General features: G+C 64.8%; 21 protein-coding genes. 17 read left to right on the forward strand and 4 right to left on the reverse strand.

Annotated features, from left to right (window positions below; genetic code table 11):
• The 3 genes from pabB to ACL02S_RS21595 form a co-directional block, all read left to right on the forward strand.
• Nucleotides 1-1507, forward strand: a 1507-nt coding sequence (gene pabB, locus ACL02S_RS21585) for an aminodeoxychorismate synthase component I (RefSeq protein WP_412804297.1), incomplete at its 5' end; no start/stop codon positions are given.
• A complete protein-coding gene (locus ACL02S_RS21590; RefSeq protein WP_412804298.1) occupies nucleotides 1504-2346 on the forward strand; it encodes a hypothetical protein in 843 nt (280 codons plus the stop codon). The genes pabB and ACL02S_RS21590, both read left to right, overlap by 4 nt.
• 74 nt (nucleotides 2347-2420) lie before the next feature.
• The gene (locus tag ACL02S_RS21595; protein WP_412804299.1) at nucleotides 2421-3614 is read left to right on the forward strand and encodes a cytochrome P450; all 1194 of its coding nucleotides are present in this window, start codon (nucleotides 2421-2423) and stop codon (nucleotides 3612-3614) included.
• Nucleotides 3615-3648: 34 nt separating this feature from the next.
• Here ACL02S_RS21595 and ACL02S_RS21600 read toward each other — a convergent pair whose 3' ends face one another.
• The 3 genes from ACL02S_RS21600 to ACL02S_RS21610 are packed head-to-tail and all read right to left on the reverse strand — an operon-like array spanning nucleotide 3649 to nucleotide 6448.
• Complete coding sequence (locus ACL02S_RS21600) at nucleotides 3649-5190, reverse strand: AMP-binding protein (protein WP_412804300.1); 1542 nt, start codon at nucleotides 5188-5190, stop codon at nucleotides 3649-3651.
• On the reverse strand, nucleotides 5187-5429 hold the full coding sequence (locus ACL02S_RS21605) for a hypothetical protein (protein WP_412804301.1): 243 nt from the start codon (nucleotides 5427-5429) through the stop codon (nucleotides 5187-5189). The genes ACL02S_RS21600 and ACL02S_RS21605 overlap by 4 nt, the downstream gene beginning before the upstream one ends.
• On the reverse strand, nucleotides 5426-6448 hold the full coding sequence (locus ACL02S_RS21610; RefSeq protein WP_412804302.1) for a ketoacyl-ACP synthase III family protein: 1023 nt from the start codon (nucleotides 6446-6448) through the stop codon (nucleotides 5426-5428). Before ACL02S_RS21610 ends, ACL02S_RS21605 begins: the two co-directional genes overlap by 4 nt.
• A 207-nt stretch (nucleotides 6449-6655) precedes the next feature.
• Here ACL02S_RS21610 and amcB point away from each other — a divergent pair, with 207 nt between their 5' ends.
• The 14 genes from amcB (at nucleotide 6656) to ACL02S_RS21680 (ending at nucleotide 21464) form a co-directional block, all read left to right on the forward strand.
• Complete coding sequence (gene amcB / locus ACL02S_RS21615) at nucleotides 6656-6898, forward strand: cispentacin biosynthesis acyl carrier protein AmcB (RefSeq protein ID WP_412804303.1); 243 nt, start codon at nucleotides 6656-6658, stop codon at nucleotides 6896-6898.
• The gene (gene amcC, locus ACL02S_RS21620; protein ID WP_412804304.1) at nucleotides 6895-8289 is read left to right on the forward strand and encodes an amipurimycin biosynthesis protein AmcC; all 1395 of its coding nucleotides are present in this window, start codon (nucleotides 6895-6897) and stop codon (nucleotides 8287-8289) included. The genes amcB and amcC overlap by 4 nt, the downstream gene beginning before the upstream one ends.
• Nucleotides 8286-8720: an acyl-CoA thioesterase gene (locus ACL02S_RS21625; RefSeq protein WP_412804305.1), complete on the forward strand. Its 435-nt coding sequence runs from the start codon at nucleotides 8286-8288 to the stop codon at nucleotides 8718-8720. Before amcC ends, ACL02S_RS21625 begins: the two co-directional genes overlap by 4 nt.
• Complete coding sequence (gene amcE, locus ACL02S_RS21630; protein WP_412804306.1) at nucleotides 8713-9249, forward strand: cispentacin biosynthesis cyclizing decarboxylase AmcE; 537 nt, start codon at nucleotides 8713-8715, stop codon at nucleotides 9247-9249. Before ACL02S_RS21625 ends, amcE begins: the two co-directional genes overlap by 8 nt.
• A complete protein-coding gene (gene amcF / locus ACL02S_RS21635; protein ID WP_412804307.1) occupies nucleotides 9246-10367 on the forward strand; it encodes a cispentacin biosynthesis acyltransferase subunit AmcF in 1122 nt (373 codons plus the stop codon). The genes amcE and amcF overlap by 4 nt, the downstream gene beginning before the upstream one ends.
• Nucleotides 10364-10852 (forward strand): cispentacin moiety biosynthesis protein AmcG, encoded by a 489-nt coding sequence (gene amcG / locus ACL02S_RS21640; protein ID WP_412804308.1) that lies wholly within the window; start codon nucleotides 10364-10366, stop codon nucleotides 10850-10852. The genes amcF and amcG overlap by 4 nt, the downstream gene beginning before the upstream one ends.
• Nucleotides 10849-12177, forward strand: a complete 1329-nt coding sequence (gene amcH, locus ACL02S_RS21645) for an adenylate-forming 2-oxoglutaryl-ACP ligase AmcH (protein WP_412804309.1) — start codon at nucleotides 10849-10851, stop codon at nucleotides 12175-12177. Before amcG ends, amcH begins: the two co-directional genes overlap by 4 nt.
• A gap of 76 nt (nucleotides 12178-12253) precedes the next feature.
• Nucleotides 12254-13318, forward strand: a complete 1065-nt coding sequence (locus ACL02S_RS21650; RefSeq protein ID WP_412804310.1) for a VOC family protein — start codon at nucleotides 12254-12256, stop codon at nucleotides 13316-13318.
• A gap of 4 nt (nucleotides 13319-13322) precedes the next feature.
• Entirely contained in the window at nucleotides 13323-14531 is a 1209-nt protein-coding gene (locus tag ACL02S_RS21655) for a cytochrome P450 (RefSeq protein WP_412804311.1), read from the forward strand.
• Nucleotides 14528-16225, forward strand: a complete 1698-nt coding sequence (locus tag ACL02S_RS21660) for a non-ribosomal peptide synthetase (protein ID WP_412804312.1) — start codon at nucleotides 14528-14530, stop codon at nucleotides 16223-16225. Before ACL02S_RS21655 ends, ACL02S_RS21660 begins: the two co-directional genes overlap by 4 nt.
• Nucleotides 16225-17610 carry a condensation domain-containing protein gene (locus ACL02S_RS21665; RefSeq protein ID WP_412804313.1) on the forward strand — a complete coding sequence of 462 codons (1386 nt, stop codon included), beginning with the start codon at nucleotides 16225-16227 and terminating at the stop codon, nucleotides 17608-17610. Before ACL02S_RS21660 ends, ACL02S_RS21665 begins: the two co-directional genes overlap by 1 nt.
• Nucleotides 17611-17656: 46 nt before the next feature.
• A complete protein-coding gene (locus tag ACL02S_RS21670) occupies nucleotides 17657-18847 on the forward strand; it encodes an acyl-CoA dehydrogenase family protein (RefSeq protein ID WP_412804314.1) in 1191 nt (396 codons plus the stop codon).
• Between the two features lie 30 nt (nucleotides 18848-18877).
• Complete coding sequence (locus tag ACL02S_RS21675) at nucleotides 18878-20242, forward strand: FAD-dependent oxidoreductase (RefSeq protein WP_412804315.1); 1365 nt, start codon at nucleotides 18878-18880, stop codon at nucleotides 20240-20242.
• Nucleotides 20235-21464 carry an epoxide hydrolase family protein gene (locus tag ACL02S_RS21680; RefSeq protein ID WP_412804316.1) on the forward strand — a complete coding sequence of 410 codons (1230 nt, stop codon included), beginning with the start codon at nucleotides 20235-20237 and terminating at the stop codon, nucleotides 21462-21464. The genes ACL02S_RS21675 and ACL02S_RS21680 overlap by 8 nt, the downstream gene beginning before the upstream one ends.
• A 467-nt stretch (nucleotides 21465-21931) precedes the next feature.
• Here the strand turns inward: ACL02S_RS21680 and ACL02S_RS21685 are convergent, their stop codons facing one another.
• The gene (locus ACL02S_RS21685; protein ID WP_412804317.1) at nucleotides 21932-22435 is read right to left on the reverse strand and encodes a DUF2505 domain-containing protein; all 504 of its coding nucleotides are present in this window, start codon (nucleotides 22433-22435) and stop codon (nucleotides 21932-21934) included.
• Nucleotides 22436-22444 lie beyond the last annotated feature (9 nt).

Raw genomic sequence — 22444 nt, forward strand, 5'->3', positions numbered from 1 at the left:
GGCCCGAGCCGTAACGCCCCTGCGCACCGTCGAGATGACGGAAAGCGCCACCGCCTTTGTCGCCACCGGCGGGCGCCTCCGTATCCGCCCGGAGGTCGCCGAGATCCCGTGGCCTGGCGAGCCCGCACACCACTTCCGCACCCAGTTCGAGGGCCCGACCTCGTTCTGGCTCGATGCCGAGAACAGTGACCACACTGCCGCCCGCTATTCCGTGATGGGCGGGACCTCGGACGACGTCCACCTCACCTACGACGTGGCACGCAAGCAACTCACGATGAGCGGACCGATCGGCACCCGCACAGTAGCCGGCGATCTCTTCGCCTTGATCGGCGATCTGCTCGAGGCCATATCGGTCGATTCCGATGAACTCCCAGCCGATATCCCGTACCGAGGAGGTCTGGTCGGATATCTCGGATACGAGTTGAAGGCGCTGTGTGGCGGAACATCCGCCCACACCTCGTCCACCCCCGACGCATCCCTGCTCTGGCCTGCCCGCTTCGTCGTCCTCGACCATCACGAACACCGCGCATGGAGTGTCGCGACCGTCCCGGCACCACGGGGCGCCACACGATCGGAGTCGTCCACAGCGCTCCGGAACACGTCCGCGCGGGCCTCCAGCGCGGACTATCGACCGGGTCCGGTCGACGCGGGCGCGCTCGATCTGCGCGATGACCGAACCACCTATCTGTGGAATATCCGGGAAGCGAGTCGCCTGATCCGGAACGGCGAGTCATACGAGGTGTGCCTGACGAACCGGGCGACGTTGCCCGCCCCGCACGATCGGCTCGCCGCCTACGAGCGGATGCGCGCGGCCAGCCCGGTTCCCTACGGCGCCTACCTCAGACTCGGGGATATCACCGTGCTCAGCTCCTCACCAGAGTTGTTCCTCGATATCGCCGCGTCTCGCGAGGTCAGTAGTGCCCCGATCAAAGGAACAAGACCTCGGGGCTGTTCCCCTCGGGAAGACGAACACCTGCGGCACGAACTCGCCGCAAGCGTGAAGGACCGCGCCGAGAACCTGATGATCGTCGATTTGGTACGTCATGACCTCAATGCGGTGTGTGAACCCGGCTCGGTGCATGTCCCCGAGCCGTTCATGATCCAGTCCTTTCGCTCTGTCCACCAGATGGTCTCGGTCGTCAGGGGCAGGCTGCGCGAAGGCGTGCGCTCGGTCGAGGCCATACGCTCGTGCTTCCCTCCCGGGTCCATGGTCGGAGCGCCGAAGATTCGCACGATGGAGATCATCGACCGCCTCGAGAACGAAGCACGCGGTGTCTACTCAGGTGCCATCGGATGGCTCGACGCATCAGGCGCTGTCCGGCTGAATGTGGTGATCCGCACCGCGGTGCTACGCGACGACGAGGCCAGAGTAGGGATCGGCGGCGCGATCACCGCGCTATCGGACCCGGAAGACGAGTTCACCGAAATTCTGGTCAAAGCGAGTGTGCCGCATCATGCCCTCGTCGGCGCGCCCGCTGTCCGCCCCGAACGGAAGGTAGCGCCGTGAACGCCCGCGTCGTCATCCTGGGGAACGGGGTGATCGGACGATGGATCGCCCGGGACATACTGGCATCCCAGAGCGACGTCGTCACCGTCGACCTGCACGACGGCGATGTCGTCGCCGACGTGACAGCACCGGACCCCGAGCTACGGGCACTGGTGGGACATGCCGAGACCGTCGTCCTATCACTGCCGGATTCGGCAGGCATCACGACGCTGCCGTGGGTGGCCGGGGCAGTCGGCGCGAACGTGCCGGTGGTGACTACATCGTCGGTGCAGACACCGTACTTCGAGTTCCCGCGCGAGCCGGACTTCCGCGGCACACTCGTCGGGTTCACGCCGATGTTCAATCCCGTGCTCGCCGCCGAAGGCCGTCCGATCCTGGTGATCGCCGACGACCGCAGCCGACCGGCCGCGGTCGACCAGCTGACCGAGTGGGCCAGGACCGTCGGCGCCGCTCCCACTGTCACCGCACCGCAAGAGCACGACGAAGCCATCCGATTGGTACAGATCTTGCCGCACGCGGCGGCACTCGGTGTCGCTGGAGTATTGGCGTCGTCGGGTGCCGACGCCCGCATGCTCTGGAGCATCGCACCACCACCGGCCAAAGTTCTGCTCGCTGTCCTCGCTCGTATCCTCGCGGGATCGCGGGAGGTGTACGGCGATATCCAGCGCGCCGAGCCCGCGCCGGATGTCCGGCACCAGCTTCGTGAGGCCATCGGCCGACTCGACGGACTCGGTTCGGACGGTTTCACAGCACTACTCGACGAATGGGCCGACCACATCGGTCCCGAGGTGCTCACCGAGGCCAACCGCACCGCTCGAGACCTGTACCGCCTGGCTTAGCAGGAGAGAAAACCCGCGACCGTCCGCGCCAGGAACACGCGCCGACCCCAGAACAGACGAAAGAGTGGTGCCTGATGAACAACGCCTGCCCATACCCCGCCCACCGGACCTCGCGGCTGCATCCACCGCGAGAGTATTCGGAGCTACAGGACAAATATCCGATCCAGCGCTCGCTACTACCGAGCGGCCGAACGGGTGTGGTCGTCACGAGGTACGACCACATCCGGCGACTCCTCGACGACGACCGGCTCAGCGCAGACGAGCGCCGACCCGGCTATCCCTTCCTGTACGAGGACGATTTCGAGTCACCGCTCGCAGGCACCTTCGCGCACAGCGACGGCGAGCGCCACCTGAAAGTGCGCAGGATCCTCGGCCGCGAGTTCACCCGTAACCGGGTCGAGGAGGCCCGTCCGCTGGTCACACGGCTGGCGAACGAGGCGCTCGATGCCATGGAGCACTCCGGCCCGCCGGCCGAACTCGTCGGAGACTATGCGCTGCCGGTGACCGCGGGCACAATCTTCCGGCACCTCGGCGTCTCCGACGCCGACCGGCCCATCATCGAATCGAATACCAGGGCGATGATGGACGCCACCAGTTCGGAGCAGGAAGTCGGCGCCGCTGTCGGGGCGATCGTCGCACATCTGGACAAGATCATCACCAGCAAGGAGCAGGCAGCAGGTGATGACCTCCTGTCCCGCCTGGTGCACGGCGAGCTGCTACCGGGAAACCTCGAACGCGACGACGTAGTCTCGATCGCGATGATCGTGCTGGTTTCGGGCTCGGAGACCACCGCGACAATGATCGGCCTCGGTACCTACTCTCTGTTACAACACCCGGACCAGTTGCGTCGCTTACAAGACGACCCCTCGCTCTGGAGATACGCCGTCGACGAACTGATGCGGCACCAGACGATCATCACCAACCCGATCCAGCGAGTGGCCGTAGCGGACATCGAGTTCGAAGGTGAGGTGATCAAGGCCGGTGAGGGTGTGCTGATGGTGCTGGAGGCAGGCAACCGCGACCCGCGTCATTACCCGGATCCCCACACGTTCGACATAACCAGACATGCGCGCGACCACCTCACCTTCAGCCATGGGCCGCATACCTGCCTCGCGAGCTCGTTCGCCCGCATGGAGCTCGAAGTGATCTTCGCGGCACTGTTCGCGCGGTTCCCGCGACTACGTTTGGCCGTCGACCCCGAGGACGTGCCGATGCGGCCCGAATCAGTCGGTATGTACGGCGTGGAGCGGCTGCCTGTGGTCTGGTGACCGCGACCAGACCACAGGGCAACGAACTGCCGGTTCAGCTCCCGGCCTCCGCACGCAGTCGCCGCCGGTCGACCTTGCCGTTCACATTCTGCGGAAGGACCGTCAGGCGTCGAGTGCGCGCCGGGATCATATGGTCAGGCAGACGCGCGCGCAGATGCGTGAGCAGCGCGTCGTCCTGGACATCTCCTACGACGAATGCCGTCAACTCGGTTCCCGCACCCACACTGTGGGCTATTACGGCGACATCGTCGACTCCGACGCAGGTTCGGGCGCAGTGCTCGATCTCCTGTGGCTCCACCCGGTGGCCGTCGATCTTGACCTGATCGTCTGTACGTCCGACGACATACAGCAGTGCGCGGCCATGCTCGTCGGTGCGCTGCTCCACCAGGTCACCGGTGCGGTACCAGTCCGAACTCTCCGGCCGGTCGACCGTCTCCCATCCCTCGCGAGTGCCGCTCCGGACGAAGGCGCCGTGGTTATCGCGCGACGCGACGTACCCCGCGAATCGTTGTGCGCCACGCACAACCAACTCGCCGCGGTTCGCGGCTCCGTCCACCGGCATGAGTGAATAGTCGACCGCCGGGTGGGGGCGACCGACCGGGAGGACTCCGCGCTGGTCTACCAGCCACTCCGCGGGATCACGCGGAGCGATGTAGTCGAAACAGGTGCAGGTGAGCTCGGTGGGTCCGTACACATTCGCGAGCCTGCTCGTAGACGCCGCTTCCATCCAGCGACGGGTCTGGTCGTATCGCAGCAGTTCACCCCCGAACAGGCTCCACCGCAGCCCATCCATCGCTCCCGGCTCCAGGTCGCCCATCAGGTCGGCCATAGTTATCGACTGCGGAGTGGAGAACCAGTGTGTAAGGCGAGCTTCGGCGATGAACGAGGCGGGCTTCACCAGTACCTCGTGCCCTGGGTCTACCAAGGTGCCACCAGCAGACCACGCCAGCCACATATTGAAAACCGAGAGATCCCACGCGATGTCGGCTGTCTGAGCAACGCGCATCGGCTCTGTTGTCGCGTAGGTGCGGACGATATGGGGAAGCCAGCTCCGCACATTGTCATCGGTGATGGGGACGCCCTTGGGTGTCCCCGTCGAACCGGAGGTGAAGATGGTGTAGGCCTCGTTGCGGGGTTCGCCGGTTCTCGCGGCCGGGTAGGTCAGCTCGGCGCCTTCCGTCGAGGGATCGACCTGTTCGAAAACCAGCCCTGCACAACGCATGCCCAGCTCACGAGCGAGCCCGGCATGATGCTCGGTGTACAGCAGTACGCCGACCTCCGCGTCCTGCAGGGCCGCGGCCAATCGAGAGGCGGACATCGACGGGTTGAGCGGCACGATAGAGCACCCCAGACGCACCAGCGCCCAATACGCGACGTATGTCTCCAGAGTGCGGCTGGTCAGCACACCCACGCGGGCAGGTGTCCCCAGGTCGTGAGCGATCCTCCGCCCGAGAGCTCCCGCGCGGTCCCACAATTCCCGGTAGGTGAGTTCCTCCCCCGCCACAGAAACCGCCGATGCACCCGGTACGCGGTCTACCGAACGGTGCAGCACATTCCTCAGGAACCGGCCGCTCATCGGTCGTCCCCGTTCGTGACGACAGCGAAGACTTCGGACGCGGTTGCTGCCGCGAACACCGCCGTCACATCGGGAGTGGTGTCCGGATGTAGTTCGCCGAGGGCTGCCATGAGCCGAACTCGGTGCATAGAACGCCAGCGCACCTCCTGATCGAAGTCGGATCGCAAACCAGCTGCGTTCACAGGTAATTCGAGACGTTCGACGACCTCGATGAATTCGTCCCGGGTCGGCCCGCTCATGCCTCGGCCTCCACGACGGTTACGACGGCTGATGTGAAAGTGAAGCCCGTTCCCGAGCCGTTGATCACGACGTGGTCACCCGGGGTCAACGTCCCCTCGATATGGTCGAGCGCCGCGAAGGGATCACCTGCGCCGAGGTGCCCGACCGTCCGCCCCCACTCCCAGGTCGATCGCTCGACCGCGACGCCCGCGGCGGTCCGCGCGTCCCAGTCGGTGAGAGTGAGGCCCATATTCGGAAAGATCCATGCGGTGACCTGATCGGTGGTTATCCCCGCCTCGGCCAACGCGGTGTCGATCGTGGACTGCTCGGTGGCCCGAATCCGAGAGACGAGGTCGATCATTGCCTCGGGGCCGTGTTCTTCGACGTAGGTTGCGACACGACCCGCGACATCGATCGGCCAACCGGATTGACCGGTATGGCGCATCCAGGGCACGCCCGCTCGCTGCAACGGTTCATGCGTGGTGTCGCTTGCCGAGACGATCGAGCGGATCTGTAGTCGTTGGGGCCGGTTCGACAGCACCAACGCGGTGCCCGCATCGCCGTACAACGTGCCCGGGGTGCCGTAGCGGGCATACATCGGTGGCGCGAACACATCGCTCGTAGCCAGGAGCGCATACGCGGGATCGGTCCGTGCGGCAAGGAACGCGGCACCCAGTTCGAGCGACGCCAATGCACCATTGGATGCCTGCCGCACCTCCGAGGGCACCCCATCACCTTTGAGCAACCGGTGGTGCAAGTAGGCGGCGCAAGCAAAATCGTCCAGGCCTTGGAAACCCACGCATGCGTGTAGCAGCAGGTCCGCGTTGGTTCCGAGCGCTGCGCGGTCCAGTGCCTGCTCCGCAGCGCCTACCGCCAGTTCGATTGCCGGGACATCCTCACAGATCGACACCGACACATAGCCGTCGTCCTTGGCGAGATCGATCGGGTACTCCCCGGCCGTCACCGCCTCATCGATCGACCGCAACTCACCCAAAGCAGTACCGGTGCCAGCGATATAGATATTTTCCAGTCGCACCATGGCTCCTATCACCGATTCGATCTCCTTCCTCACCGTCGCGAGTTGCCACGCTCCTGCCTTCTCCTTGCGTGCGCAGCACCACGACAACTCGGGGCAAAGTGGATGAACAGCGGAGGACGGAGGCGCACAAGGCACGCGCAGAGATGAACAGAAGCCTGCGTGCGCGCGATCGTGATGGTCCCTGATCCCGAACCAGAGGGGTGACACATGAGTATCGAGGACCAGATCCGATCCATCATCGACGACGACATGATGACGGAATCCGATGCGATGTCCATCAAGGACGGCGACAGTCTTCGTTCCGACCACGGCATGGATTCCCTTGGGTTCGTCGAACTGCGGGTCCAGTGTGAGAACAAGTTCGGTATCCGTATCAGCGATGACGACTTCACCCCGGAGAACTTCCGTTCTGTCAGCACAATCGCCGAGCTCGTACGAACCCGCCAATGATGGTGAACCGACGTCCCGAAGGACAGACCACCGACGCACAACGCCTGGTCGACGGCATGGATCTGCATCTCGACCACTACGGCGGTAGGCAGCTCGATCTCGCCGTCATCGGCGGCGACGGCATCTGGGCCGACGCCGTTGTCACCGCAGGCCCCCGACGCGGTGAGCTGATCCGCGCCATGGACGCCAGTGGCACCTACGCCAGCGCATGTCTGGGAGCCGCACATCCTGTGGTTGCAGACGCCCTGGCCACCGGGCTGGCTGCCGGACAAGCCACCGACGAAATCGGCGCCGCCGAGCGCTCGGAGTTCCTCCTGGATCTGCTCGGCCCCGATGGGCTGCTCGTCGATCACTTCGCGTACGGCGATTATGTCGCGAGTGGACGTAGCTCTGGATCGGAAGGTCTGGAGCTCGCGCTGCGACTCGTGCTGGAATCTCGGGTCGACATGTCCACCGGCCGGGCAGGCCCGCGGGCAGGCCGGGACACTGTGCTCGCTTTCGAAGGCGCATGGCACGGCTGGACGGGGGGCCTGCTTCCCTTGCTGAACCGCCGTCACTACCGACGCGGCCTGCCGATACCGGATACGGCGGCGGCTTCGGGATTGACCGTGCGACACATCCCTTTCGGCGACGAAGACGCACTCCATGCGTTCATCGACGAGTACGGCAACCGCCTGCTGGCGACCGTGATCGAGCCCATTCAGGGCGACGCAGGCATCCTCGAACCTCCCGACGGATACCTGCGCGAGGTCGCTGATCTCACCGCGCGTGCGGGAGGTCTGCTCGTCGCCGACGAAGTACTGACCTTCGCCAAAACCGGTGCGCTGCTGGCCATGCGCGACTCCGACGGACCAGTGCCAACCGATGTGACAGTGGTCGGCAAGAGCATCGGAATGGGAGCTATCCCCTTCTCTGTGGTCATCGCCCGTCGTGAACTGCGTATCCGTACGTCCGGCGCGGTATCCACCAATGACTTACGCCCTCTCGCGTGCAGCGTGGCCCGGCACGGGTTGCGTCACATCCACGACACCGGACTCCTCGCGTCCTCCGCGGAACGTGGCGACGAACTGATCTCCAGGATGAATCAGGAACTGGTCGGACAGCGCGGCCACCTCTTCCGTGAGGTGCGCGGGACCGGGGCGCTGCTCGGCGTGGAGATGACCGAACTCGGATCCGAGCGAATCCCCGCACTGCGGCGCTCGCTCGCGGAACACGGCGTACTGGTGGAGTTCATGGCCGGCGCCGGACGCCGCTCCCGGAATCACCGCTACGTGTTCCCCACATTACGTATCGTCCCGCCCCTGACGATCACCTCCGATGAGTCGGCCGAGCTGGTCGACCGGCTGGCGCGCGGCATCGATGCTTTCGAGGCAGCGGGAGCCCCCCGATGAGCCTGGGTTCGCTGCGCCACGTGATCGAGCACATCGACACCGACGCGCAGGGCGTCGTTCACTTCACGAGGTATCTTTCCCTCTTCGAGACCGTGGCCCTGCGCGGACTCGATAAGCATGCCGCGGACTCGGCGAACTGGATCACGGCCCATCACGACCTGGCCATTGCCACCATTTCAGCGGTATACCGATCCCCGGCACGGTACGCCGAACCGATCGACATCACGGCGGAGGTCGAGCGGGTCACCGGCGCGCGCATCATCGTCCACACGAGAGCCACCACCAAGGACGGAATGGTGGAAATCGCCACCGGCGCGCTGACGTTCTGCCTCGTCGATCGCGAAGGCCGTGCCAAGCCCATTCCCGCAGAACTGCGATCGAGTCTCATGAGCGGACAACCAACCATTTCGCAGGAGAACAACCATGCCTGACGTGTCGACAAGCATCTCCGCCGCGCATACCGAAGATCCTGCGGACAATCACGCGGCGCACCACACCGACAGCATGCTCGGCTTCAGCCAGATCAAGTCGCTACTGCGCCATCGTCACCCGATGCTCTACCTCGACCGGGTAACGACGCATGTCCCGGGAGAATCACTCACCGGGCTGTTGGCCGTGTCCGGGAACATGGACGCGATCGCCGGTCATTTCCCGGAGCGGGCGGTATTTCCGGGAACCCATCTCGCGCAGACATTCTCCCAAGCAGGCATCGTGCTCTACTTGCTGAGTTCCCGCCCGCTCCGGGACGACGAGATGACCCTCATCGGTTCGTTGAATTCACGTTTCACCGCTCCGGTCGTCCCGGGGGATGTGGTCCAGTTCGATCTCAGAGTGCGGCGACTGCTGGACGATATGATGCTGTTCGGAGCCCGAGCGCACGTCGAACAGCGTACTGTCGCACTCTTTCGTGGGACACTGAGCCGGGTATCGCTCGATCGTATGGGCGAGCAGCTGTGGTGACACCGGTCGCGATCACCGGCTACGCCTGGTCGACCCCTCTCGGCACCGGAATCGACGAGGTGTGGAGTGCCCTGCTACAGGGCAAAGGGGGCCTAGGACCGGTACCGAGCCCGCACCAGCTGCGTAACCTCGACGCGGGGTTGGCCGCAGGCTTGGACTACACCCGGACCAGTCCGGCAGACCGGATCGTATACCTGGCTCGGCACGGTTTCTCAGCAGTGCTGGAGAACGCCGGACTTGACGCGGCGGCATCGACGAAGCGGTGGGCGGTGGTCCTCGGAACAAGCTTCGGCGCGTCCCTCGACACCGAGCAGGGGTTGTTCGCATGGGCTGAACAGTCTTGTGCCGAGTTCGGACTACCGGCCCCAGTTGTCCTGTCCACCACCTGTTCCAGCGGAGTAGACGCGATCTCCGTCGGCCGCGACCTGGTGCTGGCCGGTCTCGCCGACGTATGCCTGTGCGGTGGTATCGACGTACTCACGGAGGCCAAGCGGCTGGGGCATTCCGTACTCGGGACGATGTCACCGCATACTGTCCGCTCATTCGACACCAGTGCCGACGGCATGCTGGTCAGCGAAGGATACGGACTGGTCGTCCTGGAGTCCGATCACCATCGCCGAACCCGTGGCGGCTCGGTCCTCGGCGAGATGATCGGCTGTGGCTCGAGCAACGATGCCGCAGGTCTCACCGAGCTCGACCCCTCTGGATCCTATGTGGCCAGGGCGATCGGTCTCGCACTGCGCGAGGCGGACGCCGAGCCATCGGATGTCGCCGTAGTGAGCGCCCACGCCACGGGAACCACGATCAACGATTACGCGGAGGCGCATGCGCTCGGCCTGGCTTTCGGCGACACCGAGCCGGGACCGATGGTGGCCGCCACCAAAGGTGCGCTGGGGCATAGTCTCGGCGCTACGGGGGCCGTCGAGCTGATCGTCACTTTGCAGATGCTTCGTACCCGACAGGTCCCTCCGGTGCTCGGGCTACGCGAACCCCGATCCGAGCTCCGGCTGCGGGTCTCGGCGACAGCTCGGACCATCGAGCCCGGCGGCGACATCGGGATCACCGTGAGTCTCGGTTTCGGTGGCTTCAACACCTGCGTCGTAGTGAGGGCCACGTGATAACCGAAGAACGATGCCGCAGGCACGTGTTCGACCTCGTCGAGAACCCGATGAAACCACCTCGCGGACGGATCAAGGCCGACCCCATCGCGTGGATGGTCAGCCATGCTGTGGGTGAACGGATTACCGAGGAACCTGCCTCCTCCGACGCGGGGCCGACCGGTTTGGTGGTGGTATCGAGCATCGGGCCGGTCACGACCCTGACACAAGTACGGAACCACACCGGTACGGGTCGATTGTCGCCGCGCTTGTTCGCCGCGGCCGCACCCGGCACTCTCGCAGCGGTGGCCTGCATCGTGCACGGTCTGCACGGACCGTCGATGGTGCTCACCTCTCTCGGTGACCACGGCATGGACGTACTCGGTCCCGTGGTCACTCGCTGGCTGTCGTCCGGCTGCGGGCGCGTCGTCATCGCCTGCCATGAGCAACCCGCACCCGACCGCCACATAGTGACAACAACGATCCAGCCGAACGGTACGTCGTGATCGACCACAATCGCCTGCTCCGGTTTCTCGGCACAGCCATCGATGCGGGTGACCCCGAAGCGAGCGCGCTGGCGTCGTTCGAACAGACCGCGGCCGTCCTGCGGAAAGCGTCGTTGGAGGCAGGAGATGCCGTCTTACTGGCTTCGACGCATGGCCTCGGCACCGTCGGCGCATTCTTCGCCGTACTCGATGCGGGCCTGGTGCCGGTACCGCATGGCCCTGGACGCGACGATCGGCTTCTTCGGGCCGCTTCGGCACTGCAATGCCGCGCTGTGGCCACGTTGTCGGGCACCGGGTTACGTCCGAAAATCGACCTGCGCCACGTTCCTACGCCGAACCATGCACAGCGGCCGTACCGTCCCGGTGAGGTCGTACTGCTGACCTCGGGAACATCAGGTATCGCCACGGGATGTGTGCACGATATCGATGCACTGCTCACCAACGGGCTCCGGCATCTCCGTTCGCTCGGTATCGGAACCGGGCACCGGACGTTGGTGAGCCTGCCTCTCTACTTCTCCTTCGCTCTTGTCGCTCAAGTGCTTGCCGCCTTCCGGAGTGACAGTTCGATCGTGTTGGCACCGCCGCCTTTCACGCCGACCAATTTCAATGCCGCCCTGTCGCGCTACGAAATCGACGTCGCCGCGCTGACCCCGTGGCTGGTTCGCGACCTCCTGTCCGGTGACTGGCAGTCCCCGAGCTCACTGCGAACGCTCTCCGTCGGCGGCGCCCAGTTACCACTCGACGAGGTCCGTCGGCTCCGTGACCGGTGCAACACCACAAGTCTCGCGATAACCTACGGTTTGACCGAAGCGGGCCCTCGGGTCTCGACTCTGCTCACCGACGATGTCGACGATGCCCGGCTGGCCTCCGTCGGGCTTCCGATCGAAGGCGTACGGGTGGTTTCCCCCACGGTCCCTGGTGAAGTCAGGGAACTGATCGTCCACACGGACACCGCGATGAAACGCCGCGTCGGCGCCCTCCGGCGAAACCAGCATCAGGAACAGCGCGGAACAGTCCACACAGGCGATATGTTCTCGACGGACGAGGACGGCTATCTCTTCTTCCACGAGCGCCACCGCGACATCATCGTGCACCACGGGAGCAAACTCAATCTGCGCTCGGTACGGCAGCTCGTCGAGGAATCGCCACTGGTCGTCTACAGCCGCACCCGGCCGACACTCGAAGGCTACGCCCTCGATCTGTTCACCCAACCCACCGTGGACGCTTCCGATAGTGAGATCAGCCGTAGCGCCTTGCGCCGTCTCACGTTGCGGGAGCGCCCCACTCAGATCACGGTTTCGCGGGCTGAGCGACCACATAAGTAGCCGGTGCCCAATGGTCGCTCCGGACAGGACAGCAACGCATTCGAGAAGGTGAAGGCGGGGTCGAAGTCCGAGCACCATGACAGTCAAAGCCGCTGCTGCGGACGAATCGACGACGAACGAGGCAGGTATGTCCGACCCCACACTCGAGCTGTCTCATATCCGATTCTTCGCCGAAGACGCCGAGGAATCAGCCCGCACGCTGGAGCGAGAGTCGGGGCTTCGCCGGATCGATACAGGCCCATGGGCGGTGCGGGCCGCCGAGCGGACAGTCTGGCTGCGAGCAGGCGATGCGGTAGGTGTCGTAGTCGAGCCTCGGCTAGAGCCCCGCGCTGCCGCGTACCTGGCCCGCCACGGCTTCGGCGTCGCCGATATCGCGCTGGAGACCCCCGATGTCAGCGCGGCATATGCCGCGCTGATCGAGCGAGGAGTCGAGGGGATCGAGAAGCCCGGTTCGGTCGACGGGCAATTGCAGGCTGTCGTCGCGGGTTTCGGCGATGTCACGCACACTCTGGTGGAGCCTGTGGAGCAGGATGCCGTGCTCAGCCCGGATCGAAATCCCGTTGGTGTTCAGGCGATCGACCACTTCGCTTTCCTGGTACCGGCAGGTCAGCTCGAGCTCACCGTGGAGTACTACACCCGCGGATTCGGTTTCGAGCGGGTCTTCTCCGAACGCACCGAAGTGGGCGGCCAGGCAATGAACTCATGGGTGGTCACCAGTGTCGGGCACAGCCTCACGCTGACGATCCTCGAACCCGACCTCGCGCTCAATCCGGGACCGGTCGACCACTTCCTCAAGAATCACGTCGGCGCCGGGGTCCAGCATGTGGCCTACCGCGTGGAAGACATCGTTCACGCGGTCGAGACCCTCATCGACGGCGGTATCAAGTTCCTCGATACCCCGGATGCCTACTACGACCGGCTGCCGGACCGGGTGCCCGGCCTCGACCGCGATATCGAGGACCTCCGCAGGCTCGGAATTCTCGCCGACCAGGACCACGGCGGCCATCTCTACCAGATCTTCGCCCACTCACAGCACCCACAACGGACTTCCTTCGCCGAAATCATCGAACGCCGCGGCGCCGAACTGTTCGGCAAGGGCAATATCGCCGCGCTCTACGATGCCATCCGACGGGCCGTCTGACGTGATGACCACCGACTGGCTCTCTCTGCTCGGCACACCCCAATCTCTGGAACAGCGCGACATACCACAGCGCTGGCGCCGGCTACGCGACGCGGGCCCCGCGCACTGGGCGCCGCCCACTGACGGCAGGCCAGGGTTCTGGGTCGTACCACGGTACGCGGATGTGCAGGCACTCGCCTCCGAGCGGCGACTGATATCCAGCCGAGGCAATATGCTGCTATCGCTGCAGGAAGGGGGAGATCCGGCCGGCGGGCGGCTGATGGCCGTCATGGACCCGCCGGACCACACCGGCCTCCGCCGGATCATGGGCGGCCCGTATTTCCGGACCTTCCTCAACGCACTGCCCCCGCGCATCGAGCACGCTGCCACGCTCTACCTCGACGAACTCCTGGACCACGCCGCGCAGACCGGCGGTGTAGTCGATATCGCACCGCTGCTCAGCGAACGGCTGCCCATCACGGTGGTGTGCGACCTCATCGGCATTCCGCAATCAGACCGCGCGTGGCTGCTCGCCCGCAGCAAGGACGCGCTCAGCGCCGATGAAGCCGATACCGATCCGGTGACCGGGCAAATCGCGCGAATCGAGGTCGTCGAGTATTTCGACGACCTCGCCCGGACACCCCGGCCAGGAACGCTCCTCGAAGTACTCGCCGGCTCCACCTCGACCGGGATGGACAAAGAGAACATCGCACTGAACTGCTACGGGCTTCTCCTTGCCGGCGATGAGACGACCCGGCTCACCCTGAACTCGGCATTCTCGCTACTCGCCCGAAACCCGCTGTCCTTGGAGGCATTGATTCACCGAAGTGTCAGCCCCGAGGAGGCGAGCGAGGAGATCCTGCGTGTCACTTCGCCTGTCGCCCACATCGCGCGAGTCGCCGCCGCGGACATACAACTCGACGATGTGGTCATCCGCGCCGGCGATATCGTCACCAGCTGGCTGGTCTCCGCGAACTATGACGACCGGGTCTTCGACGACCCGGAAACGCTGCGGCTCAACCGCGTCGGGCGTCATTTGGCCTTCGGTCACGGCCCACATTACTGCTTCGGATCGCATCTGGCCGGACTGCAGGTCCGGGCCGTGCTGCGGCTGCTGCGGACACGAATCACCGGACTCGAACCAGCAGGCAACCCTCGTCCGATCTACTCCTCGTTCTTGCGCGGCTACGCCGATATGCCGGTCGCCCTCACACCAACGCAGGTAGCAGCATGACACTCACCCTACTGAACCGTATCGACAACCACCTGCGAACACGTGGGTCGGAACCGGCCATCGAGGCATTGGATCCCGACGGCGCCGTGACCATCGTCACCTACGACGACCTGGCTCGGCTGACCGAACACGCCGACCGCACGCTGGCCGAGGCCGGTGTGAAATCCGGTGCCCCGGTGAAGGTCGCTATGCGACGCACCCCCGAGCTCGTAGCGGCGCTGCTCGCGATCTGGCGGGCAGGGGCCTATTACGTGCCGATCCCCGCCGATACCTCTACGCGGGCACGTCAGATCGCCGAGATGTACCCACAGGCAGTCACGGTGACGGACGCATCGAGCGGAGAAACGCTGCGCGTCATCACATCGGACGACCACTCCGCAGAAGCCGGGCTCGATCAGCGGACCGGAGCCGATCCGTCCCTGGCCTACGTGATGTTCACCTCCGGTTCCACCGGAACACCCAAGGGTGTCGCGATCCCTCGGGCCGCGGTCGAGAGACTGATACTCGACCCGACCTGGGATGACGGACACCATCACCGGCTGGGAATGGTCGCACCCCACGCATTCCAGCTGAGTACCTATGAGATGTGGGTGCCACTCGCACGTGGCGGGACGATCGTGATGGCACCGGACGGCCCGTTGGATTACACCGTGATCGCCGCCCTCGCACAGCGACTCCAGGGCCAGTCGTTACACCTGACCGCAGGCCTCTTCCGCGCCGTCGCCGCGGACCGTCCGTCGTTGCTCACCGGCATCAGCGAGGTCGCGACCGGCGGTGACGTAGTCTCACCCGCTGCCATCCGTGCCGTTCTCGAGCACTGCCAGGGAACCACGGTCAGACCGATCTACGGCTGCACCGAAGGGGTACTGTTCTCGACCACGCAGAGCTATCGCACCGTCGCCGATATCGACCTCCTCGCCCTGGGCGGACACGCTTTCGCCGGCGCGACCATCACGGTCGTCGATGCGGACCTGCACGAACTACCAGCGGGCGAAGTCGGCGAGATCTGTATCGGTGGTGAACGTCTCGCGGCCGGGTACCTGGGTCGACCCGAGCTCACGAGCGAGCGATTCGTCCGTCGCCCCGAGGAACCGTTCGATCGTATCTACCGCACCGGAGACATCGGCCGAATAGATGACCGCGGTGAACTGGTGCTGCTCGGACGGGCCGACCGGCAGGTGAAGATCCGTGGTTTCCGAGTCGAACTCGCGGAAGTCGAATACGCGCTATCGAATCTGACCGGGGTTCACGACGTCGCCGTCAAAGCGCTCGACCCCGCAACCGACCACACCCGTTTGATAGCCGCGGTCACCGGCACCACGGAATCCCCGGCTGCCGTACGGCGCATGGCACAAGCCGTATTGCCCGACTACATGATTCCCGAGGAAGTAAAGGTGATGCCGAGCCTTCCACTCACCCCCAACGGCAAGGTGGACTGGTCCGAGATCGCCGCGGCGACCGTGCCACGACTCGTCGACGAGTCGGAGGTCTGCCGGCTGTTCGGCAAGTTCCTCCACGCCGACACCGTCGCACCCCACGACAACTTCTTCGATCTCGGCGGGCAATCCATCACCGCAATGCGTCTGGCTGCCGCACTCTCCGAGCGCACCGGTGTCGAACTGTCAGCACGTCAGATCTTCGACGCACCCTCACCACGGCAACTCTGCGCCGTGATCGACTTCAGGAGACCCTGATGCCAGATCCGATCACCACCTGCGGTCTCACCGCCAACCAGCAATTCATCTGCGCCTACGACGATGGCGACGACGGACCGTTCGGCCCCCATTACACAATCACCCACGGCTGGTGGGTGTACGGCGAGGTGAGTGTCGAAGAGGTACAGCGCGCCCTCGACTCGCTTTCCCGCCGTCACGAGGTGCTGAATACCATCATCCGACGCGCCGGTGGAACTACGGCGGGCGACGCGCACCAAGAGATCCACCCCGCACGGCCGGTGCCGCTGCGTGTTGTGCAGGAAAGCGGCGATACCGATCGGGACCGGAGTACAGCCGAGCACCTCGCGCACGCTCGAAACAGTCCACTGCCTGCCACCGAGCTGCCGCTACTGCGCGCGACCCTGGTCGTCTTCGACCCCGAAACCCATTTGCTGGTCCTCACCTTCCATCACCTGGCGGTCGACGGTGTCGCGGTCCGGGTGCTCGTGCGTGAGCTCGCCGACCTCTTGGCGCGCGAGCAAGGCCATATCTCGGAGCCGCTCCCCGAGCCAGTCCCCTACCGCGACTACGCCACATGGGAAGAGAAATTCCTCGGTTCGGACACCGCCGAGCGGCATCGCGAGCACTGGCGCCGCGTTCTGGACGGCGCACGCATCCAGACCTGGCCCACCGATATGCCTCGCGGTAGCGCACGCGTCAAAACAACCGGCACCTGCCGCTTCACGATCGATGCGGAAACCACCGCCAGGATCCACAAGACGGCCAAGGCACATAACGCGACGCTGTTCATGGTCTGCTTCGCGGCCTACGCGCTACTGTGCGCCGAGGAAGGGGAACCCGAGGTCACCGTGCCGACCTTCTCCCCTGGTCGCCCCCCTGGCTTCGAAGAGACCATCGGTCCCTTCTTCAACTTCACCCCGCTACGGATCGACCTGCGCGGAGGCCACACTCTCACCGAGGTGATCGAGCGGGTCCGCGGCGCGGCGCTCGAAGCAGGCGAGCACGATATTCCGGCGATCCCGGCGCTGGTGCCCGAAACCATGATGCCCGCTATGCAATCGGACCGGGCAACAGCGGTGTTCCAGGTTTTCCCGTTCCCCCATCTACTCGATCACACCCGTGTCGGTGGCCTCGAATTCACCGAGGTACGGCGCTGGACTACGGAAAGTGCTGACGGCCTCGGCAATTCGGACGACCAGGGTGCGCAGATTCCCGACGGATGCCTCTGGACTCTCTCGCTCGACCCGAATATGCCTGATATCGCGGGCACCCTCGACTACCGCCGTGATCTTTTCGACCCCGCGACCGCCAACGGACTGGCACGCCGGTACGTCGACATCCTCCAGCAGACGACCGCCTCACCCGACGTTCCTGTCGAGCAGCTGACGCTCGAAGACGCTTGAACCGCATCTACGAAGACACCGAGAACCGACCAACGAGGAGCCTGCCTTGGACACCAATCCGGTTGACCGACCAACTGCCGTAACCGATTTGGGAAAGATCACCGCGGATCTGCTGCCGATCCTCCGGAACTTCGCTCAGGAGGGTGACGAAGCCCGCCGGATGCCGCAGCCGGTCCTCGACGCGCTTGCGGAGTCCGGGCTACCGAAACTGCGGATCCCCATCGCTCTCGGCGGTATGGAGGCAGACAACCGCACGACCTACGAGGTTGTGCGCGCCGTCTCCCGGGGTGACGGTGCCGCGGGCTGGACCCTCGCGGTGTGGGCAATCAGCTCGTGGATGGCAGGCCTGTTCCCGGATACCGTGCAGAAGACCATCTTCGGGACGCCGAGCTGCCGTGTGGCAGGCATCCTGTCGCCCGGTGGCGTGGCCGTTGCGGCCGATGACGGGTACATCCTCAACGGGCGTTGGTCGTTCAACACCGGAGCTGCCCAAAGTCACTGGAACACGCTGGCGGCGGTCATCCAGGAAGACAACTCCGAACCTATCCCGGTCATGGTTGCTGTCCGGATCGCGGACCTCGTCGTCGACGACGACTGGCATACCTCGGGGATGCGCGGCTCCGGCAGCATCACGGTGGTCGCGAACGGTATCCGGGTGCCCCATGCGTATGTGCTCCCCATGGGTCCTGCGATCGCAGGCGCCCCGCCGAGCAACAGCAACGCGACGGTGCCCATGTACCGGACACCGTTCATGGTGATGGCGGGCATCACAGTGGGCGCAGTAGCCGTCGGCCTCGCCGAGGCCGCGATCGACGCATTCCTCGAGCGGCTGCCCGGACGTGGCATCACCTACACCGACCATGCCGACCAGAGCCAGGCCGGGGTAACCCACCTCCAGGTCGGCGCCGCGTCCCGGCTGATGGAAGAGGCACGCCTACACGTCTCCCATGCCGCACAGTTCAGCGACGAAAAGACCGCCTCAGAAGCGCCGTGGACCGTTGAGGAACGGGTCCGGATGCGGCTGCACCTGGGCGGAGCTACTCGGCGTGCCAAGGAAGCCGTCGATCTGCTCGCGAGCATCAGTGGCGGGTCCTCGACCTACCTGCACGTGCCGATCCAGCGGATTCAACGCGATATGCACACTCTCTCGCTGCACGCGGTGATGAATCCCGAAACCAATGACGAGCTCTACGGACGAGTTGCCTGCGGCATGGCTCCACACACGCTCTACATCTGAGAACGCATGAGCCGACCGAAAAGGAAACCCATGCAACGAGACCACGCCATGGTGGTAGGCGCCGGACTCGCCGGCTTGCTGACCGCCCGAGTCCTCAGTGACCACTTCACAGAGGTGGTCGTGGTGGATCGCGACCCACTGCCGGACCGGGCGGAGCCACGGCCAGGTGTCGCCCAAAGCCGCCACGCCCACGGCCTGGTTGCTCGTGGCCAGGAAATCTTCGAAACGCTCTTTCCCGGAATCTCCGGGGAACTGCGGCAACGCGGAGTTGTGCCAGGAGATTTCAACTCCGACATCAACTGGTACTTCGGTGGACAACTCTTTGCACCGGGCAAGTCCGGCCTGACCTCGATACCCGCTACCCGGCCGACACTCGAGTTCGAGGTGCGGCGGCGGGTCACCGCTCTACCCAACGTCACTGTTCGTGACCAGACCGAGGTCACCACCCTGCGGACCCGGCATCAGCAGGTCACCGGTCTCGAGCTGTACAACCTGCGGACCAGGACCGCGGAAGATGTCGAGACCGACTTCGTCGTGGACTGCTCGGGTCGCGGCGGCAGGTTGGCGAAATGGATGTCCGCGTATGGCATGACCCCACCTGACGAGGAGACCGTCCAGATCGGACTCGCCTACACCAGCGCTCGATTCGCCGTCCCGGAAGACCCTTTCGGCGACAAGATCGCCACCATCCTCGCCAACTCACCCGAGGCGCCCCGCGGCTGCTTCTTCTACCGCTCCCCACACAAGGACAACGAGGTCGAGGTCTCACTCACCGGCATGCTGGGCGACCACGCCCCGACGGACCTTCCCGGCTTCATGGAGTTCGCGCGGTCCCTGCCCGTGCCATCGATTCACCAGGCTCTGCGGGACGCCGAGGTGGTCGACCCACCCGTGAAGCTGACCTACCCGGCCAGCAGATGGCGTCACTACGAGTCCTGTCCGGAACTCTTCGGCAATCTGGTCCCGCTCGGTGACGCGATCTGCAGCCTCAATCCCATCTACGCCCAGGGGATGACGGTCGCGGCACTCCAGGCACTCGAGTTGGACCGCCTGCTGGCAATGCCACGCTTCTCGGCGCGAACGTACCTTCGGGCCTGCGCTCGCGTCATCGGACAAGCGTGGTCGGTATCGGCCGGTGCGGACCTGGCCTACCCGAAGGCCAAGGGACGGCGCACGATACCCGTCAGGTTCGCCAACGCGTACATCAGCAGGCTGCACGTGGCCGCAACCGTCGACCCCGTGCTCTCGAACGCTTTCTTCCAGGTAGCCGGCTTGATGCGGTCTCCGGCCACGCTATTCCATCCCCACATAGTCGCCCGGGTCCTCTGGGGCGGTCTGCGTGCCGACCGCACTCGATCCAGCATCCCGACGAGGAGTAACAGTGTCCATGCGTGAGTTCACAGTCCACATCACCGACGAGGAGATCGACGAGGTCCGCCACCGCCTGCGCACCGCGCGGTGGCCGTCCCTCGTCGGCACAGATGACGATTGGGATCGGGGCATGCCTGCCGAAGCCGTGCGGGAAGCAGCGCGGTACTGGGCCGAAGAATTCGATTGGCGCGAGACCGAGAAAACCGTCAACTCGTTCCCGCAGCTCATGGTCCCCGTCAGTGGAACAGAGGTACACGTCGTCCATCTCCCCTCGCCGCGAACGGATGCCATACCGCTTGTGCTGGTGCACGGGTGGCCGAGCAGCTTCATGGAATTTCTCCCGATCGCACGCGAACTCGCACAGCCAACCGATCCGTCGGCGCAGGCGTTTCACGTGGTCGTACCGTCCATCCCCGGCTACGGATTCTCCCCGCACCCCGATACCCCCGGTTGGGATACGCGTCGGGTGGCGCAGGCGTTCGTCGAAGTGATGGCGGCACTGAATTATCGCCACTACCTCGTCCACGGGGGCGACTGGGGGAGCCCGATCGCCCTGCGGATGGCCGAGGCCGCCCCGGGCGATGTCAGGGGGGTGCACCTGTCCATGCTCGCCACCTTCCCTCCGGACGGGCCCGCAAGCGTGGCCGCGCTCAGCCCTGACGACCAGGCAAAGGTGAATTTCGCTTTGGAATTCGAACAAGTGGCCTCAGGTTGGCGCAAGATTCAGTCCACCCGACCCCATACCCTTTCCTATGGGCTCCACGACTCCCCGGTCGGTCAGCTTGCCTGGATCTGCGAGAAGTTTCGTGAGTGGAGCGCACCAGGACTGGTGCTCGACCGATGCGGAGTGCCACTCGAGTTCCAGGTCGCGACCGCGGCCCTGTACTGGTTCACCGGCACCGCGAGCACCAGCGCCGAACTCTACTTCGAATCGAACCGAACAGACGCGGACTTCGTCGCCACCTGGGGCGGACCGTGGGCAGTATCGGCTCCCGTCGGCGTACTCGAGCTCGGACAAGACGTCGTCCGGCCGGTGCGGGAATGGGCTGGTCCGCTGCTTCCGACACTGCGATCGTGGCGGGTCCTTCCAGACGTCGGCCACTTCCCCGCCCTCGAGGCCCCCGACGCCCTCGTCACCGAATTGCGGACATTCGCCACCGAGACATCCCCGGCGGTAGCCCTCGACACGCACGGGCACACCACGACGCCGCCTTCCCACGAAAAGACGCGACAACAAGCCGTCTGAACATTTACTGTGGCGCTTCTCCCCGACCCGTCGACATGCCGGGCAAACAACGGATAGGACGGGTCGGGGCAGCACCGATCTCCTCGAACACGGCGATATGCACTGCCCTTGCGTCGAATACACACCGAGATCGACCACACTTCACCGACATCGGCTACCGCTTCGACGCCGGTAACGTATTGGGCTGCTGAAGATCTCGTCGGCTCATCGGAAGCCGCGGGAGAACGCGTAGAGCGAATTCGTCTCGCTCCCCGACTACGACGTCGGAATCCTCCGAATGGCGTGCTCAACCGCCATCAACTGGCCGCCCTGGGCCTGGACCTGGACCCGACCGGGAAGGGAAGGGCACGATGGGCAATGAGGTGAGCAGCCACCCTGAACTCCTTCGCTCCCCAGGATCAGCAGGTCCAGGATCAAGTACCTGGTTGTGGTGTAGGTGAGATGGTCATCGCTGATCCGATTGTCGGTCAGCCTGCGCGGGTCCCGGTGAGAGTCCGTTCCAGGATTTCGTACTCGACCTCGATCGTCTCTAGCACGGAAGCTACCGCGGACTCGGTGATCTTGGAACGGAAGAACGGCACAGTCGCCTCGAGATCGCCGGTCCACCTGAGCTGACTGCCACCATCGACGACAGTCAGGTACGTAGAACCGCGGAGCTTGATCGGTGCCCCGTCTATATCGAGCAGGAACTCCGCGACGCGTGAGCCGTCCGAACCCGGCGCATCCCAACGCTCGGTCTCCACCACAGTTATCGAAGGATTGACCAGTGACCTCACGAACTCGGGCATCCTGGTGGTTGCGAGGCGGCGACGGGTGACGACCTCGAGCCGGTCACCATCGGCCTTGGTGGCCATGCGGTAGTCGAGCGCACCGAGAGCCTCGGCTTTGGCTGCCTGGGTGGCAGGAGCGACCAGCGTGGCATGCACCTCGGTGGGCGATGCGCTGAAAGTGCGTGCGGTTTCAACGTACATGTGGACTTC

The organism is Nocardia spongicola (assembly GCF_047200775.1).
In the GTDB taxonomy this organism is placed as follows: Bacteria; Actinomycetota; Actinomycetes; order Mycobacteriales; family Mycobacteriaceae; genus Nocardia.